Raw genomic sequence first — 19,300 nt, forward strand, 5'->3', positions numbered from 1 at the left:
CTGCCCACCGGTCTGGGCGACGCTCGCCAGCGTCTGTACGGTCTGGTGCTGGAACAAGTCCTTGGGGGTAAAACGGATGCCCGCCTGACGGGCGCGGCTGACCACCTGGATGGAGACAATCGAGTCGCCGCCCAGCTCGAAGAAGTTGTCGCTCAAGCCGACCCGCTCCACCTTGAGCACGTCCTGCCAGATCGCTGCAATCTGTTGCTCCAGCTCACTTCGCGGCGCCACGTAGTCCTGCTGGACCTGGCTGGCGTCGGTGGTCGGCAAGGCCTTGCGGTCGAGCTTGCCGTTGGCGGTCAACGGCCATTGCTCGAGGAACAGCAGGTGCGTCGGCACCATGTAGTCCGGCAGCTCGGCCTTGAGCTGGGCCTTGATCCGGTCACGCAAACCGGCTTGCTCCTCGTGGGGATCTGCCGGGATCACATAGCCCACCAGTTGCTGGCCGCTCGGCCCTTCCTGGGCCAATACCAGCGCTTCGCGCACCGACGCCAGGGCGTTCAGGCGCGCTTCGATCTCACCCAGTTCGATGCGGAACCCACGGATTTTTACTTGATGGTCGATGCGGCCGACGTACTCGATGACGCCATCGCTGCGGTACTGCGCCAGGTCGCCGGTGCGGTACAAGCGTGCACCGCTTGCACCAAACGGGTCGGGGATGAAACGCAACGCGGTAAGGTCGCCGCGATTCAGGTAGCCACGGGCCAGGCCGGCACGACCGACGTACAGTTCACCGACGCAGCCTTTCGGCACGGGGTTGAGGTCGCCGTCCAGCAAGTACCACGACAGGTCGGCAATCGGCTCGCCAATCGGGCTGCTGGCATCCTGCTCCAGGTCCGCCAGCGACAACGGCCGGTAGGTCACGTGCACGGTGGTTTCGGTGATGCCGTACATGTTGATCAATTGCGGGGCCGCGTCGCCGTACTTTTCGAACCACGGGCGCAGGGACTTGACGTCCAACGCCTCGCCGCCGAACACCACGTAGCGCAGGGCGTTGCCCCGGTCATCGGCGCAGGCCTCGTGCATCAATTGCTTGAACGCCGACGGCGTCTGGTTGAGCACCGTCACCCCGGCCTCACAGAGCAGTTCGTGGAACTGCTGCGGTGAACGGCTGACGTCGTAGGGCACGATCAACAGCTCGCCGCCGTGCAACAGCGCACCAAAAATCTCCCAGACCGAGAAGTCGAACGCGTAGGAATGGAACAGGCTCCAGACATCTTTCGCGCCGAAGTTGAACCAGGCCTCGGTGGCCTCGAACAGGCGCAGCGCGTTGTGGTGCGGCAGCAAGGTGCCCTTGGGGTTGCCGGTGGAACCGGAGGTGTAGATCACGTAGGCGAGGTTCGCGGCGTCCATCACTACGTGCGGATCGCTGTCGGCAAAGGCGCTGACGTCGGCGTCCAGCAGCAGTGTCTGCACGCCGTCCGGCACTGGCAATTGATCGACCAGGGCCGCTGGGGTCAGCAGCAAGCGGATGCCGCTGTCCTGCATCATGTAGGCCAAGCGATCCTGGGGATAAGTCGGGTCCAGCGGCACATAGGCACCGCCGGCCTTGAGGATTGCCAACAGGCCCACCAGCATGTCGAAACCGCGCTCGGCCGCCAATCCCACCAGCACATCCGGGCCGACGCCGTGGGCGATCAACTGATGGGCGCGGCGGTTGGCCTGGGCGTTGAGCTCGCCGTAGGTCAGGGTTTGGGCATGGAAACGCAGCGCGATGGCATCAGGCCGCAAACGCGCCTGTTCGGCAATGCGCTGATGCAGGCACCCCTCGCCCGGGAAGCTGTTCGGCGCTGGGTTCCATTGGCCGATGTGTTGCTGTTGCTCGGCGGCCGTCAGCAGCGGCAGTTCACCGACGCGTTGCCGGGGATCGGCGACGATGCCGTGCAGCAGGTTCAGCCAGTGTTCGGCCAGGCGTTGCACGGTGCTGGCGTCGAACAAGTCAGTGGCATAGGTCAGCGCCGCACCGAGTTCACCCTCGGCTTCCAGGGTGTCGAGGGTCAGGTCGAACTGGGCGGTCTGGCTTTCCCAGTCCTGGGCCTTGATGACCAGCCCGGGTAAGGCCGGCAGTGCCTGGCGAGCAACGCTCTGGTGGTTGTACAGCACCTGGAACAATGGGCTGTGGCTCAAGTTGCGCTCAGGCCGCAGCGCCTCGACCAGTTGCTCAAACGGCAGGTCCTGATGGGCCTCGGCACCGATGGCCGCGTGTTTGACCTGGGCCAGCAGCTCACTGAAACGCTGCTGCGGATCGACCTCGGCCTTGAGCACCTGGGTGTTGACGAAAAAGCCGATCAGCCCTTCGGTCTCCACCCGGTTGCGGTTGGCGATGGGCACGCCGACACGAATGTCCGACTGGCCGCTGTAGCGATGCAGCAAGGCCTGGAACGACGCCAGCAAGACCATGAACAACGTGCTGCCTTCGCGCTGGGCCAGTTGTCGCAGCTGTTGGCCCAGGGCCTGGGGCAGGTCGACAGCCAATCGTGCACCGGCAAAGCTCTGCCGGGGCGGGCGCGGCCGGTCGGTGGGCAGCGCCAGCAACGGCTGCTCGCCCCCAAGCACATCGGTCCAGTACGCCAGTTGCCGTTCCCGCTCGCCAGCGTCCATCCACTGGCGCTGCCACACCGCGTAATCGGCATACTGGATCGGCAGCTCGGCCAATGCCGGGGACTCACCCTGGCTGTACGCGGCATAACCCTGGATCAGTTCCTGCACCAGCAATTGCATCGACCAGCCATCGGAGACGATGTGGTGTTGGGTCAGCACCAGCACATGCTCGTCGGCCGCCACCCGCAGCAGGCCGACCCGCAGCAGCGGGCCGTTTTGCAGGTCGAATGGCTGGGCGATCTGCTGGCGGACGAAGGCCTGGATCTGTTCATTGCCGCCGTCGAGAACCTGCGGGATCACCAGCGGGTTCATCTGCCCGTGAATGATTTGGAACGCTTGCTCATCGACCTGGACGAAGGTGGTGCGCAGGCTCTCGTGGCGCTGCACCAGGGCGGCGAAACTCTGTTGCAAGGCCTGCAGGTCCAGGGCGCCCTGAATCCGCAGCGCCGCCGGAATGTGGTACGCCGCGCTGTGGGGCTCCATCTGCCAGAGAAACCACTGGCGTTGCTGGGCGTAGGACAGTGGCAGTTGCACCTGGTCCCGGGAAAGACGCGGGATGCTCGCCGGCCGCGCCACGTCGCTGTCCACCAGTGCGGCCACACAGGCCTCAAGGCTGGCGTTCTCGAACAACTGGCGCAGTTGCAGGTTCAGGCCGAGGGCCTGGCGAATGCGCGAGACCATCTGTGTCGCCAGCAGCGAATGGCCGCCCAGTTCGAAGAAGTTATCGCCAAGCCCTACCCGCTCCACCTTGAGCACGTCCTGCCAGATCGCCGCGATCTGTTGTTCCAGTTCACTTTGCGGTGCCACGTAGTCCTGCTGGACCTGGCTGGCGTCGGCGATGGGCAAGGCCTTGCGGTCGAGCTTGCCGTTGGCGGTCAGTGGCCATTGTTCGAGGAACAGCAGGTGCGTCGGCACCATGTAGTCCGGCAGCTCGGCCTTGAGCTGGGCCTTGATCTGCTCGCGCAGGCCGGCGGTTTCCTCGGTAGCGTGTGTCGGAATCACGTAACCCACCAGTTGCTGGCCGCTCGGCCCTTCCTGGGCCAATACCAGCGCTTCGCGCACCGACGCCAGGGCGTTCAGGCGCGCTTCGATCTCGCCCAGTTCGATGCGGAAACCGCGGATTTTCACCTGGTGGTCGATGCGGCCGACGTACTCGATGACGCCATCGCTGCGGTACTGCGCCAGGTCGCCGGTGCGGTACAAGCGTGCGCCGCTTTCACCGAACGGGTCGGGAATGAAGCGCAACGCAGTGAGATCGCCACGGTTCAGGTAACCACGGGCCAGGCCGGCGCGACCGACGTACAGCTCACCGATGCAGCCTTTCGGCACCGGGTTCAAATCGCCGTCCAGCAGGTACCACGACAGGTCGGCAATCGGTTCGCCAATCGGGCTGCTGGCGTTCTGTTCCAGGTCCGCCAGCGACAGTGGACGGTAAGTCACGTGTACGGTGGTTTCGGTGATGCCGTACATGTTGATCAATTGCGGGGCCGCGTCGCCGTACTTTTCGAACCATGGGCGCAAAGCCTTGACGTCCAGCGCCTCGCCGCCGAACACCACGTAGCGCAAAGCGTTGGCTCGCGAGTCGGCGCAAGCCTCGTGCATCAATTGCTTGAACGCCGAAGGCGTCTGGTTGAGCACCGTCACCCCGGCCTCACAGAGCAGTTCGTGGAACTGCTGCGGCGAACGGCTGACGTCGTAGGGCACGATCAACAGCTCGCCGCCGTGCAACAGCGCACCAAAAATCTCCCACACCGAGAAGTCGAACGCGTAGGAATGGAACAGGCTCCAGACATCTTCCGCGCCAAAGTTGAACCACGGCTCGGTGGCCTCGAACAGGCGCAGCACGTTGTGGTGCGGCAGTAAGGTGCCCTTCGGGTTACCGGTGGAACCGGAGGTGTAGATCACGTAGGCGAGGTTCGCGGCGTCCATCACTACGTGCGGATCGCCGTCGGCAAAGGCGCTGACGTCGGCGTCCAGCAGCAGTGTCTGCACGCCGTCCGGCACTGGCAATTGATCGACCAGGGCCGCTTGGGTCAACAGCAAGCGGATGCCGCTGTCCTGCATCATGTAGGCCAAGCGATCCTGGGGATAAGTCGGGTCCAGCGGCACATAGGCACCGCCGGCCTTGAGGATTGCCAGCAGACCCACCAGCATGTCGAAACCGCGCTCGGCGGCCAGCCCCACTAGCACATCCGGACCGACGCCGTGGGCGATCAACTGATGGGCGCGGCGGTTGGCCTGGGCGTTGAGGGCGCCGTAGGTCAGGCAGTTTTCATTGAAACGCAAAGCAACGGCATCAGGCCGCAAACGCGCCTGTTCGGCAATGCGCCGATGCAGGCACCCCTCGCCCGGGAAGCTACGCGGGGCCGGGTTCCATTGGCCGATGTGTTGCTGTTGCTCGGCGGCCGTCAGCAGCGGCAGTTCACCGACGCGTTGCCGGGGGTCGGCGACGATGCCGTGCAGCAGGTTCAGCCAGTGTTCGGCCATGTGTTGCACGGTGCTGGCGTCGAACAGGTCGGTGGCGTAGCTCAGGGACGCGGCCAGCTCACCGTCGGTCTCGTGGGTGTCGAGGGTCAAATCGAACTGGGCGGTGTGGGAACGCCAATCCAGGCTCTCGACCTGCAACCCCGGCAGTTGCAGGGCTTGAGCCGCGCCGCTGCTCTGGTGGTTGAACATCACCTGGAACAGCGGGCTGTGGCTCGCCTGTCGCTGCGGCGCCAGGGCCTGCACCAACTGCTCGAACGGCAGGTCTTGATGGGCTTGCGCCCCCAGCGAAGCCTGCTTGACCTGCGCCAGCAATTGATCGAAAGGCAAGTCGCCCCGCACCTGGGCATTGAGTACCTGGGTGTTGACGAAGAAGCCGATCAGGCCTTCGGTTTCCGGGCGGTTGCGGTTGGCGATCGGTACACCGACGCGGATGTCCGACTGGCCGCTGTAGCGGTGCAACAAGGCCTGGAACGACGCCAGCAAGACCATGAACAGCGTTGAGGCTTCGCCCTGGGCCAGGCGTTTCAGGCCCTGGGTCAGCCCGGCGTCGAAACGCAGGTCCAGGCGTGCGCCGCGATGGCTCTGCACCGCCGGGCGCGGGCGGTCCGTCGGCAACGGCAGGACTTCGCCGCCATCGCCCAGCCGTTCGGTCCAGTAGGCCAGTTGCCGCTCCAGCTCACCGGCCTCCATCCACTTGCGCTGCCAGATCGCATAGTCGGCGTATTGGATCGGCAGGGCTGCCAGGGTCGGCGCCTGACCGCTGCGGTGGGCGGCGTAGAGCTGGACCAGGTCGTTGACCATGATCCGAGCGGACGCGCCATCGCAAATGATGTGGTGCTGGGTCAGCACCAGCACATGGTCGTCCACTGCCAGTTGCAGCAGCTTGACCCGCAGCAGTGGCCCTTGTTGCAGATCGAACAGCCCGGCGATTTCATCATCGATCAGGGCTGTGAGCGCGGACTCGCCCAGCAACGCCTCCGGCTCGATCGCCAGGCTCATACGCGCCTGCACCACTTGTCGGGGCCCTTGCGCGCTGTCGACGAACACCGTGCGCAACACGTCGTGACGGGCCAGCAAGGCGTCGAAGCTGCGTTGCAGCGCAGGCAGGTCGAGGGCGCCGCGCAGGCGCAGCGCCGTAGGCACATGGTAGGCGGCGCTGTGGCGGTCCAGTTGCCAGAGGAACCACTGGCGCTCCTGGGCGTAGGACAGGTCGAGGGTCTCGAACTCGTCGCGCATCGCCGGGATCGGCAACGCCGCCAGGCTCATGTTTTTGCTGTGCAGCTTGTGCAGGAACGCTTGCCGTTGGGCGAGCGGTAAACGGATGAATCGCTGAACCAGAGACAGGTTATCGAGGTGAGTCATTCAAAGGGTCTCCAGGTCTGCCAGGAAGTCATGCATCTCACTCAGGTCTGCGCTGGAGTGAGGGGTCAGGTGGGCCGCCAGTTGTGCGGCGTAGTCGGCCAGGGACGTGGTGCTGAACAGCAAGTCCAGGGGCACCGTGGCGCCCTGTTCCATTTGCAGGCGCGCCGTCGCTTGCGTCGCCAGCAGGGAATGCCCACCCAGTTCAAAGAAGTTGTCGTCGCGCCCTACCCGTCCGAGCTTGAGCACGTCTTGCCAGATGTCGGCGATGCTCTGTTCGAGCGCGCCTTGTGGCGCCACGTAGGCACGCAGCAGTTGCTGGGCGTCCGGCAGCGGCAGGGCCTTGCGGTCGAGCTTGCCGTTGGGGGTCAACGGGAAACGTTCGAGCAGCAGCCAGTGCGCCGGCATCATGTAGTCGGGCAGCAAGGGCGCGAGCTGCGCCTTGAGGGCTTCGCGCAGGGCCGTGGGTTCGGCAGTCTCTGGATCGGTGGCCACCAGGTACGCCACCAACTGCAGGCCGCCCGGCCCGGGTTGTGGCACCACCACGGCTTCGCGGATCGCTTCCTGGGCCAGCAGGCAGGCTTCGATTTCCCCCAGTTCGATGCGGAAGCCACGGATCTTCACCTGATGGTCGACCCGGCCGATGTACTCGATCACGCCGTCGCCACGCTGGCGCGCCAGGTCACCGGTGCGGTACACCCGCGTGCCATTGCCGAACGGGTCCGGCAGGAATCGCTCGGCGGTAAGCGCCGCCCGGTCGTGATAACCCCGGGCCAGGCCGTCGCCGCCAATCAACAGTTCGCCGATCAGCCCGATCGGGTTCGGCGCGAAATGATCGCCGACGATGTACAGCGACGTGTTGGCAATCGGCCGGCCGAGGTACGGCACGCGGTGCTCTTGAGTCAAACGGTAGGCCGCCGACCAGATGGTGGTTTCGGTCGGGCCATACAGGTTCCAGACCTCGCCAGCGACATCGAGCAACCGCTCGGCCAGGTCCTCGGCCAACGCCTCGCCACCGCACAGGCATTTGCGCCCGGCCAACAAACCGGACGCCGGGTGGTCGAGCAACATGCGCCAGGTCGAGGGCGTGGCCTGGACCACGCTGACCTGTTGCCGGTCAATGGTCTTGAGCAGCGCCTCAGGGTCGTGGGCACTCTGCTTGTCCACCAGCACCACGCAGGCACCGCTCAACAGTGCGCCGTAGAGTTCCAGGCCGAAGATGTCGAACGAGAACGTGGTCAGCGACAGCACCCGATCACGGGCGGCGATGCCCGGTTCACGGGCCATGCTGGCGACAAAGTTCACCAGCGCTTCATGACGCACCATCACGCCCTTGGGCTTGCCGGTGGAACCCGAGGTGTAGATGGCGTAGGCCAAGTGCTCCGCATCCAAGCGCGTCGCCGGCGCCTCGCAGGCATAACCGTCGAGCCAGCCACCCTCCTGGTCCAACACCAATGTATTAACGCCACCACCGAACCCTGTGGGAGCGAGCTTGCTCGCGATAGCGTCGGCACACTCGACATCATCATTGACTGAACCACCGCCATCGCGAGCAAGCTCGCTCCCACAGGACAGCGGTAGCTGGTTGAGCAGCGAACTGTGGGTCAACAGCAGTTCGATGCCGCTGTCTTCGATCATGTAGGCCAGGCGATCCTGGGGGAACGCCGGGTCCAGCGGCAGGTAGGCGCCACCGGCCTTGAGGATCGCCAGCAAGGCGACAATCATGTCCACGCCACGCTCCAGCGCCACACCGACCAACTGATCGGGCCCCACGCCCTGCTCGATCAAACAATGGGCCAGGCGGTTGGCCCGGACATTGAGTTCGCCATAGCTCAGCACCTGATCGGCGAACACCAGCGCCGTGGCATCCGGCGTTTGCCGGGCCTTGGCCTCGAACAGCCGATGGACGCAGCGCGCCTGGGGATATTCCGCCGTGGTGGCGTTCCAGCCTTGCACGTGCTGGCGGGTTTCGTGCTCGTCGAGCAAGCCCAGTTCGCCCAGGGGCCGTTGCCCGGCGTCGATCATTTGCAGCAGCAAGCGTTGCAGGTGCACGCCGATCTGCTCGACCGAGGCCTCGGTGAAACGAGCGCACTGGTAGCTGAACTGCACTGCCAGCTCGGCACCGAGGCTGACCAGCAGGGTCAGCGGATAGTTGGTCTGTTCCAGGTTGTCCACGGCACCGAAACGCAAGCCTTCAGGCGCACCGTGTGCCAAGGCTTCGGAAATCGGGTAGTTCTCGAATACCAGGATGTTGTCGAACAAGGCTTCGCCGCCCAGGCCGGCCCAGCGCTGGATGTCGAACAGCGCCGTGTGCTCGAACTCGCGCAAGGCCAGGTTCTGCGCCTGGACGCTGTGCAGCCAGTCGCCCAGGTCCTGTTCCGGCCGCGGACTGGCAATGACCGGCAAGGTGTTGATGAACAGGCCGATCTGGCCCTCGACACCCACCAGGTCCGCCGGCCGCCCCGCCACCGTTGCGCCGAACGCCACACTGGCTTTGCCGGTGTAGCGTTGCAACAGCAACAGCCAGGCCGCTTGCACCAAGGTGTTGACGGTGACTTTGGCCTCGCGGGCGAACTCGGCCAGGCGCTGGGTCTGCATCCCATCCAACTGCATGCGGTGATGGCCGTACAGCGTCGCCGAGACGTCCTGTGCCGGGCGCGCAAACACCTGGGCCAGGCGCACCGGCTCATCCAGCGTGCGCAACTGTTGCGTCCAGAACCCTTCGCCGAGGCTCGCGTCCTGGCGTTGCAGCCAGGCGATGTAATCGCGATAACGGCCAGTCGGGCGTGCCACGCTGTCGCCGCGGTAATGCTGCAACACTTCGCCGAGCAACTGCGCGCTGCTCCAGCCATCCATCAGGATGTGATGGTTGGTGTAGATCAGGTGATGCCGATCCGTGCCAGTGCGCACCAGCACCAGGCGCATCAACGGCGCCTGGGTCAGGTCCACACCTTGGGCCCGTTCTTCATCGGCGAGGGTTTGCAAGGCGTCGTCGATATCCGTCCGCCCGTTCCAGTCGAGCACACGGAATGGCACCTCGACCTGACGCTGGACGATTTGCACCGGCTGCTCCAGGTCGCCCTGCCAGAAGAACCCGGTGCGCAGAATGTCATGGGCATCGACCACCGCCTGCCAGGCGGCGCGGAAACGCTGCGGGTCGACGCCCTCGACGTCGAGGCGCATCTGGTTGATGTAATCGCCACTGCCGTGGCCGAGCAAGGAATGAAACAGCATGCCTTGTTGCATCGGCGACAGCGGGTAGATGTCGTCGACAGCCTGAGGTTCTCGGACCAATGTGTCCAATTGCGCCTGGGACAGCCGCGCCAGCGGGAAGTCCGACGGCGTCACGCCACGGTGCTGGCTGTCGCAGCAATGGTGGATGAGCGCGGTGAGTTCTTGCAGGTAGTCATCGGCCAGGCGCTGGATGGTCGCGGCGTTGAACAGGTCGCCGCTGAAGGTCCAGCTCAAGTCCAGCTCGCCGCCGAAGACTTTGCCGTCCAGCGCCAGCGGACTGCCCAGCGGGCCCTGCATGTTCAGCTCTTCACCGCCATGCTCGGCGGTGGGCACGAACAGGGCATCGTCAGCCGCCGCGAAACTGCCGTCGAACTGGCCAAGGTAGTTGAAGGTCAGTTGCGGCGTCGGCAAGGCCTGCAACGCTTGCCGCGCCGGCGCATCGCCCAGGTGTGCCAGGGCGCCGAAACCGATGCCCTTGTGGGGGATGGCGCGCAGCTGTTCCTTGATCTGCTTCAGCGAAGCACCGAGGTCGGCAGCGGGTGTCAAACGGGCCGGGAACAAGCTGGTGAACCAGCCGACCGTGCGGGTCAGGTCGATGTGTTCGAACAGTTCTTCGCGACCGTGGCCTTCGAGTTGCACCAGCACGCTGTCAGCGCCGGTCCAGCGCACCATCACTCGCGCCAGGGCGGTGAGCAACAGGTCATTGACCTGGGTGCGATAGGCCGCCGGGGCTTGCTGCAACAGTTGCCGGGTGAGGGACCTCTCCAGTGACGTGCGGACTGTCATGGCCTGAGCCTGTTGCTGCCCGCCCTGGGGGTTATCCCATGGCAACGCCGTGGAGGCGCCTTGCAACTGCTGCTGCCAGAAGTCCAGTTCGGCCTGCAGGGATGCGCTGCGGGCGTAGCCCTGCAACGCTTCGGCCCAGGCCTGGATCGCGCTGGTCTTGGCCGGTAGCTGCACGGTGGCGCCGGTCAGTGCCTGCCGATAGGCCGTTTGCAAGTCTTCGACGAGGATCCGCCAGGACACCCCGTCGACCACCAGGTGATGCACGATCAGCAGCAGACGCTGGGTACCATCGGCGAGGTTCGCCAGCACCGCGCGGATCAGCGAGCCGCCGTCCAGTTGCAGGCTGCGCTGGGCCTGATCGCCCAGGGCTTGCAGCGCGGCGAGATCGGCGACGTCGGCTTGCCAGACAACCCCGTCGGCCCCCCCGTCACGGTAGCGCGCCGTCCAGCCTCCGGCCTGCTCGATGAAGGCCAGGCGCAGGCTGTCGTGGTGCGCGACCAGGGCGTCCAAGGCCTGCTCCAGCGCCTGGGCATCCAGCACCTGGGTCGGCTTGAGCATCACCGACTGGTTCCAGTGATGACGGTCAGGAATCGCCTGGGCGAAGAACCACTGGTGAATCGGCAGCAGCGTTGTTTCGCCGGTGACCGGTCGTTGGTCGATCGCTTGCAGCGCTGCGCCCGTCTGGGCCACCGCCGCCAGCGCCTCGATGGTCTGGTGCTGGAACAAGTCCTTGGGAGTGAAGTGGATACCGGCCTGACGAGCGCGGCTGACCACCTGGATCGAGACGATGGAATCGCCGCCCAGTTCGAAGAAGTTATCCCGCAGGCCCACTTGCGCGAGCTTGAGCACGTCCTGCCAGATCGACACCAGTTGCTGTTCCAACGGGCTGCGCGGTGCCACGTAGGTTCGCTGCAATTGGCTGACGTCGGGCTTGGGCAGGTTCTTGCGGTCGAGCTTGCCGTTGGGGGTCAGCGGCAGGCGTTCGAGCAGCAGTAGATAGGCCGGGACCATGTGCGCCGGCAAAGTCGCCTTGAGCTGATCACGCAAGTGCTCGGCGAAAGCATCACCCACGGATTCATCGGCTACCACATAGGCAACCAGACGCTTGCCACTGCCAGCAGCCCCTTCCTGGGCCACCACCACCGCTTCGCGAACGCCGTCGAGGGCTTGCAGGCTGGCTTCGACTTCACCCAGTTCGATTCGGAAGCCGCGGATCTTCACTTGGTTGTCGATGCGGTCCAGGTAATCGAAGGTGCCATCGACGCGTTGGCGCACCAGGTCGCCGGTGCGGTAGAGCAAGCCACCGCTGCGGCTGAACGGATCGGCGACAAACCGCTCGGCCGTCAGGCCCGGACGGTTCAGGTAGCCCCGCGCCAGCCCGGTGCCGCCCAGGTACAGTTCTCCGGCCATGCCTTGGGGCAGCAGGTTCAAGTCGGCGTCGAGCACGTAGGCGCTGCGGTCGCCGATGCGGCTGCCGATGGGTGCATAGGCGGCGCCACATGCCACGTCGCGGCCGGCCTTCCAGATCAACGGGGTGACCACGGTTTCGGTCGGGCCGTAGCCGTTGATGATGTAGTCCGGATCGAGGGTGCGCTTGACCCGTTCGAAGCTGGCATTGGGCACCGCATCGCCGCCAAAGCAGTAGATGCGCACTTTCGGCGGGTTGCCCTCGCGCTCGGCGTGCTCGGCCAGTTGTTGCAGGTACACCGGCGGGAACGCCACCACGGTCACGCCGTGCTCGCGCATCGCGTTGTAGGTCTGCTCCGGGGTCCACAGGCTGTCGTCGCGGATCAGCAGCGAACCGCCGTGGGTCAGGCTGGTGAGCCAGCGCTCATGGGCACCGTCGAAGGCGAAGGACATGAAGTGGAATTCGCAATCGCTGCCCTGCATTTCATAGCGCTCACCGATGGCCTGGCAGTGCATCGCCAGGGGACCGTGGGCCACGCTCACGCCTTTGGGGTTGCCGGTGGAACCGGAGGTGTAGATCACGTAGGCCAGGTTCCGCGGATCGACCTGAACGGACGGCGCCTCCAGCGGTTGCAGGCTCAAGTCCAGGCGGTCGAGTTCCAGCACCTGGGCAGCACCTTCCAGGGGCAACTGCGCCGACACCCGGGAGTCGGTGAGCAACAACTCCAGCCCCGAATCCTCGATCAGGTACGCCAGGCGTTCCCGTGGGTAACTGGTGTCCAGCGGCACATAGGCCGCGCCGGCCTTGAGCACTGCCAGCAGCGCGACGATCACCCCTTCGCTGCGCGGCAGGGCCACGCCAACCCGGGTTTCCGGGGCCACGCCACGGGCAATCAAAGCGTGGGCCAACTGGTTGGCGCGCCGGTCGAGATCGCCATAGCTGAAACGCTGGCCGTCGAAGATCACCGCCGTGGCGTGGGGCTTGAGCGCCGCCAGATCGGCGATGCGCTGATGCACGGCGATGTCGGTCGGGTACGGCTGCGGATGGTTGGCGGCCTGTTGCCGGGCCTGTTCCCCGGCGCTGACCAGGGCGATTTGCCCGAGGTTGCGCGCCGCCGACTCGGCGAAACGTTCCAACAAATGCAATAGCTGCGCGCTGATACCGTCGATGGCCGACGGGCTGAAATGCGCCCGGTCGAAACTGTAGTGCAGCGCCAGCGTCTCGCCGAGGGTCACCGCCACGCTCAACGGGTAATGGGTTTGCTCCAGGTGACTGACTTCGCCAAACACCGCGCCCTGCCCGGCGCCTTCTGCCAGGGCCTGGGCAATCGGGTAGTTCTCGAACACCAGGATGTTGTCGAACAGCGCCTCGCCGCCCTGGCCGGCCCAGCGCTGGATGTCCGCCAACGGCGTGTGCTCGAACTCCCGCAGGCTCAGGTTCTGTGTCTGCACGGCTTGCAGCCAGGCACCGACGGACTGGTCCGGACGTGGCGCGGCGATCACCGGCAAGGTGTTGATGAACAGGCCGACCTGTTGCTCGATGCCCGGCAGATCCGCCGGACGCCCGGGCCACGGTGGCACCGAAGGCGACGCTGTCATGGCCGGTGTAGCGTTGCAGCAGCAACAGCCACGCCGCTTGCACCAGGGTGTTGAGGGTGACTTTCTGTTGGCGGGCGAACTGCTCCAGGGCCCGGGTGCGGGTCGCGTCCAAGGTCTGGAAGTGATCGCCATGGCCGCTGTGGATTTCGCTGGCGGACATGACGCGCGCCAACCGCGTCGGCTCTTGCAGGGTGGCCAACTGACCGGTCCAGAACGCCTCGCTCAGTTGAGCGTCCTGGCGTTGCAGCCAGGCGATGTAATCGCGGTAACGCCCGGCATTGGCCTTGGGCAAGCGACCGCTGTAGCGCTGCAAGACTTCACCCAGCAATTGGGCGCTGCTCCAGCCGTCCATCAGGATGTGGTGATGGGTGTAGATCAGGTGCCAGCGCTCGGCCTCGGTCTGCACCAGCACCAGGCGCAGCAACGGTGCCCGGGCCAGGTCGAAACCCTGCCGGCGCTCGGCGGCGGCGCGTTCATCGAGGGCTTCGCTGAGGTTGTCGTGTTCACGCCAATCCAACCGCGTGAACGGCAACTCGACCTGGCGATGGACGATCTGCAACGGTTGCTCGAGATCACCCTGCCAGACAAAACCGCTGCGCAGGATGTCCTGGGCGTCGAGGGTGGCCTGCCAGGCATCGGCGAAGCGTTGTGGATCGAGGCCCTGCACGTCCACGCGCAACTGGTTGATGTATTCCCCTGCCGCCTGCTCGTACAAGGTGTGGAACAGCAAGCCCTGTTGCATGGGCGACAGCGGATAGAGATCGTCCAACTGCCCGGCGGCCACCGGCAGGCTGTCGAGTTGCGCCTGGCTGATGCGGGCCAGGGGGAAGTCCGATGGCGTGGCCTGTGGCGTTTCCAGCGCGCAGCAGTGTTCGATCAAAGCCCTCAGTTCAGCGAGGTAGTCAGCGGCCAATGTCTCGATGGTCTGCTGCTTGAACATCCGCTCGCTGAAACCCCAGTTCAGGGACAGTTCGCCGCCATAGACCTGGCCTTCCACCGTCAACCAATTCGCCAGCGGTGCCCGGGTATGTTGCGCCGCGCCACTGCCTTCACTAGAGGGAACAAACAGCGCACCGTCGTCGAACTGCCGGTCGAATTGGCCCAGGTAATTGAAGGTGATGCGAGGCGCCGGCAAGGCCGCCAGTTCGGCACGCACCGCCGATTCGCCCAGGTAGCGCAGCACGCCATAACCCAGGCCCTTGTCCGGCACGGCGCGCAGTTGTTCCTTGATGGCCTTGACCGACGCACTCAATGCCGGCGCCGGGCTGAGGCTGACCGGGAACAGGCTGGTGAACCAGCCGACGGTGCGGGTCAAGTCAACGCCATCGAACAGCGCTTCACGGCCATGGCCTTCGAGCTGGATCAGCGTGCTGTCCTGGCCGGTCCAGCGGCACACCGTACGGGCCAGAGCCGTCAGCAGCAGGTCATTGACCTGGGTGCGGTAGGCCTTGGGCGCCTGTTGCAGCAGTTGGCGGGTCTGTTCGGCGTCCAGTCGCACTTGCACCTTGCGCTCGTCACACGCCAGCAGCAGGCGCTCGGGGTAATCGCATGGCAAGCCGTTGCCGGCCGGCGCCTGGCTTTGGGCGCGCCAGTAATCGAGGCTGCCCATGAAGCCATCGAGATGCCCGTGCAGGTGCGCGGCCCATTGTCCATAAGCGCTGGTCTTGGCCGGCACCTGGATCGCCTGGCCGGCCTGCAGTTGGCGGTAGAACTGTTGCAGATCGTCCAGCAGCACGCGCCAGGAAACACCGTCCACCACCAAGTGATGGATCGCCAGCAACAAGCGCTGGCTGCCGTCGACCATGCCCACCAGCAACGCCCGCAACAGTGGCCCGTCTTCCAGGTCGAGACTGCGCTGGGCGTCGTCGCACAGGGCGTTGAGTTGTTCGACCGAGGTCGCCTGACGCTGCCACAACAAACTGGCCGCCGACGGCTCGGCATAGGCTTGCTGCCATTGGCCGTTCACCTGGGTAAAGCGCAGGCGCAGGCTGTCATGGTGCTCAGCCAAGCGGGCCAGGGCCGAGGCCAATGCCACGGCATCAAGGTGTTCGCCCGGTACCAGCAGCAGTGACTGGTTCCAGTGTTGCCGCTCGGGAATGTCGCGCTCGAAGAACCACTGCTGCACCGGCGTCAACGGCACCGCGCCGCGAGCCAGGTCCTGATCGATCGCCTGGCTGTCGCCCTGGCGCGCTACGAGCGCCAGGCTGCGCAGGGTCTGGTGCTGGAACAAGGCCTTGGGATTGAGCACGATCCCGGCTTGCCGCGCACGGCTGACCACCTGCATGGCGACGATGGAATCCCCCCCCAGCTCGAAGAAGTTGTCTTCCAGGCCGATGCTGTCGAGGTTCAGCACGTCCTGCCAGATCGTCGCCAGGGCTTTTTCCATTGGGCTGTGGGGCGCGACGAATTCACGCTGCTGCTCGCTGCCATCGACGGCCGGCAACGCCTTGCGGTCGAGCTTGCCGTTGGGGGTCAGCGGCAGTTGCGGGAGGAATACCAGATAGGCCGGTACCATGTAGTCCGGCAGGTGTTCGCGCAGGGCAGCCTTGAGGGTTTCGCGCAGTTGCACCTGGCCGTCGGCCTCGGTCAGCACCGCGGCCTCGCTCGGGACGATGAAAGCCACCAGTTGCTGGCCGTGCTCGCCGTCCTGGGCCAGCACCGCCAATTCGCGCACCTGGGGTTGTTGCAGCAGGCGCGCTTCGATTTCCCCCAGTTCGATACGGAAGCCGCGGACCTTGACCTGATGGTCGATGCGACCGACGTATTGCAAGGCGCCGTCGGCCTGGTAACGGGTCAGGTCGCCGGTGCGATACAAGCGTTCGCCGGTTGTGGAAAACGGGTTGGGCACGTATTTCTCGGCGGTCATCGCGGCACGGCCGAGGTAACCACGGGTGATGCCCGCGCCGCTCAGGTACAGCTCCGCCGAGACGCCTTGGGGCACCGGTTGCAGGTCGGCATCCAGCAGATAGCTGGCGGTGTGCTTGAGGGGCCGGCCGATGTTCGCCGTGCCGCCGGCGGTGCGCCGGGTCCAGGTGGAATAGGTGGTGTCTTCCGAGGGTCCGTAGAGGTCGTAGACATGCTCTACACCTTGTGGGAGCGAGCTTGCTCGCGATGGCGCCCTGTCAGTTGGCCCATGGGGGGCTGACCCGCCGCTATCGCGAGCAAGCTCGCTCCCACAGGAAGGGGATTGTTGGTAAAGCGCATCCACCAGGCTTTGCTTCAGTGGCTCACCAGCGAGGTTGATGATGCGCACGCTGGCCGGGATTTCACCGCTGCGCTGCAACGCAGCAATCGCCGAGGGCACCGTGTTGATCAGCCGCACCTGATCCCGGGCCGGCAATTGCGGCAACTCCAGGGCATTGCGGGCGATGATCAGCGAGCCGCCGTTGGCCAGGGTCACGAACAGTTCCCACACCGACAGATCGAAGCACACCGACGTGGAGGCGAGTACGCCCTGGATGTCGTCGCGGCTGTAGACCGATCGGGACCAATCGATCAGTGCCAGCACGTTGCGATGGGCAATCGCCACGCCCTTGGGCTTGCCGGTAGAACCGGAGGTGTAGATCACGTAGGCGAGGTTGTCTGGCGTGACGTGGGTGACCGGTGCACTGAGTGGGTAATGCCCCAGCTCGATCCGATCCAGTATCAGCACGGCGGTTTCGGCCGACACGTTCAGCGTCGCCGCCACTGCCTGTTCGGTCAGCAAGACCCGGGCGCGGCTGTCATCGAGCATGTAGGCCACGCGCTCGGCCGGGTAGTCCGGGTCCAGCGGCACGTAGGCGCCCCCGGCCTTGAGCACCGCCAGCAAGGCGATCAGCAGGCGCTCGGAGCGCGGCATCGCCACGCCCACCCGCACTTCCGGGCCCACGCCCATTTCGATGAGTTTGTGGGCCAGGCGATTGGCGCGGCCGTCGAGTTCGCTGTAGGTCAGTCGGATGTTGGCGAAGGTCACCGCCAGTGCATCCGGCGCAGCCTGGGCCTGGCGGGCGATCATTTGGTGGATGCACAGCGCCTGGTCGAACGGCGCATCCACCGGGTTCCAGTCATGGATCAGGCGTTGGTACTCACCGGCTTCCAGCAGCGGCAACTCACCAACGAGCGCGCGGCTGTCGGCGACCATGCCGTGCAACAGCCGCGTCCAGTGCCGGGCCATGCGCTCGACCGTGGCGGCGTCGAACAGATCGTTGGCGTAGGTCAGCGCCGCATGCAGTTTGCCGGCCTTTTCCCAGGTGTCGAGGGTCAGGTCGAACTGCGTGGTGCGGCTCTGCCATTCCAGCATCGACAACTCCAGCCCCGACGCCGTGCGGAGGCTGGCGATGTCGGCCACTTGTGGCTGGTGGTTGTACATCACCTGGAACAACGGTGTATGGCTGAGGCTGCGCTCCAGTTTCAGGGCTTCCACCAACCGTTCGAACGGCAGATCCTGATGGGCCTGGGCGCCGAGGGCGGCTTCCTTGATCGTGCGCAGCAACTCATCGACACGGGTCTGGCCGCCGAGCTCGGTGCGCAATACCTGGGTGTTGACGAAGAAGCCGATCAGCCCTTCGGTTTCGGCGCGGTTGCGGTTGGCGATGGGCACGCCGACACGGATATCGGTGTGGCCGGTGTAGCGATGCAGCAGCACGTTGAAGGCACCGAGCAGGAGCATGAACAGGGTGATGTTGTGCTGCTGGGCGGTGGCGCGCAGTTGCTCGGCCAATGCCGGCTCCACCGCGAACTCAAAGCGCGTGCCGCGATAGCTGGGCATCGCCGGGCGTGGGTGATCAATGGGCAGTTCCAGCACGGGATGCTCATCGCCCAATTGCGCCTGCCAATATTCGAGTTGACGCGCCTGCTCGCCAGCTTCCAGCCAGCGGCGTTGCCACAGGGCGTAGTCGCTGTACTGGATCGGTAAATCGGCCAGTTGCGGCGCCACGCCTGCTTCATGGGCGTCGTAGCAGCGGATGAACTCGTCGATCAGTACGTTCATCGACCAGCCGTCGGAGACGATGTGGTGCAAGGTCAGCAGCAGCACATGTTCCTGCTCATCGAGGGTGAGCAATTCGACCCGCAGCAACGGGCCGCTGGACAGGTCGAAAGGCTGCATCGATTGCGCTTCGGCAGCCTGACGCACCGCCTGCTCGCGCTCGGCCGCCGGCAAGGCGCTGAAGTCCTGGCGCTTGATCGCCAGCGTTGCGTTGGAGGGGACCTGCAGCAGGCTGTCATCGGCCTGGCGCTGGAACACTGTGCGAAGGGTTTCATGACGGGCCACCAGGCTGGCGAAGGCTTGCTCCAGGGCCGGCAGGCTCAACGCACCCTTGAGCCGCACCGCGCCCGGCAGGTTGTAGGCGCCGCTGCCCGGCTCCAGTTGCCAGAGAAACCACATGCGCTGCTGGGCATAGGACAACGCCTGGCGATCCTCGGCCTCGACACCCCGGGGAATGGGAAAACCGCTGAACTCCACGCCCTCCTTGTCCAACGCGGCCAGGAACATCCGGCGCTTTTCCAGGGGCAACCCGATAAACCGGCGAGCAAGTTTCAAGGCGTCTTCAGCATTCATTTCTGGGGTATCCGGAATCAGTGGGCACAAGGCACAAAGGCAAGTCGTCCCTATGAAACGAATGCAAGCCGGAAAAATTAGCGTTTGGGAATTTGTGTCAGGAAGGGGGGTAGAACGAAGATTTCGAGAAGGATGCGGCCCCCCTCATGTGGGAGCGAGCTTGCTCGCGATAGCGCTGGGTCAGCTTGCTGTTCGCTGACTGAGACGACGCCATCGCGAGCAAGCTCGCTCCCACAGGGGATGGATCACCCCAGCCAATGTGGGGAAGGCATTTGAATGAGTTGGGAA

Annotated in this window: 2 protein-coding genes and 2 pseudogenes (1 of these 4 cut by a window edge); all 4 read right to left on the reverse strand. The window is 65.1% G+C overall.

Translation table 11 applies throughout. The features are described from left to right. Positions 1-6,450, reverse strand: partial view of an amino acid adenylation domain-containing protein gene (locus AB7M32_RS23665; protein WP_454251558.1) — the 5' portion only. 4,629 nt of this gene lie to the left of the window's left edge; the window shows 6,450 of its 11,079 coding nt (coding positions 1-6,450); its start codon is at positions 6,448-6,450; the stop codon falls past the left edge of the window. Next, positions 6,451-13,473, reverse strand: coding sequence for an amino acid adenylation domain-containing protein (locus AB7M32_RS23670; RefSeq protein WP_454251559.1), 7,023 nt, complete (start codon positions 13,471-13,473; stop codon positions 6,451-6,453). A 28-nt stretch (positions 13,474-13,501) separates the two neighbouring features. After that, positions 13,502-15,757: pseudogene (locus AB7M32_RS23675) on the reverse strand (condensation domain-containing protein); the annotation flags it as partial. After that, positions 15,731-19,012 (reverse strand): annotated as a pseudogene (locus AB7M32_RS23680) (condensation domain-containing protein); the annotation flags it as partial. The pseudogenes AB7M32_RS23680 and AB7M32_RS23675, both read right to left, overlap by 27 nt. Positions 19,013-19,300 lie beyond the last annotated feature (288 nt).

Source organism: Pseudomonas sp. R151218B TE3479 (assembly GCF_053629195.1).

What these genes read in the sequence shown, in the direction of transcription:
- AB7M32_RS23670 (WP_454251559.1), bottom strand. Translation starts at nt 13,473, where the DNA reads ATGACAGCGTCGCCTTCGGTGCCACCGTGGCCCGGGCGTCCGGCGGAT.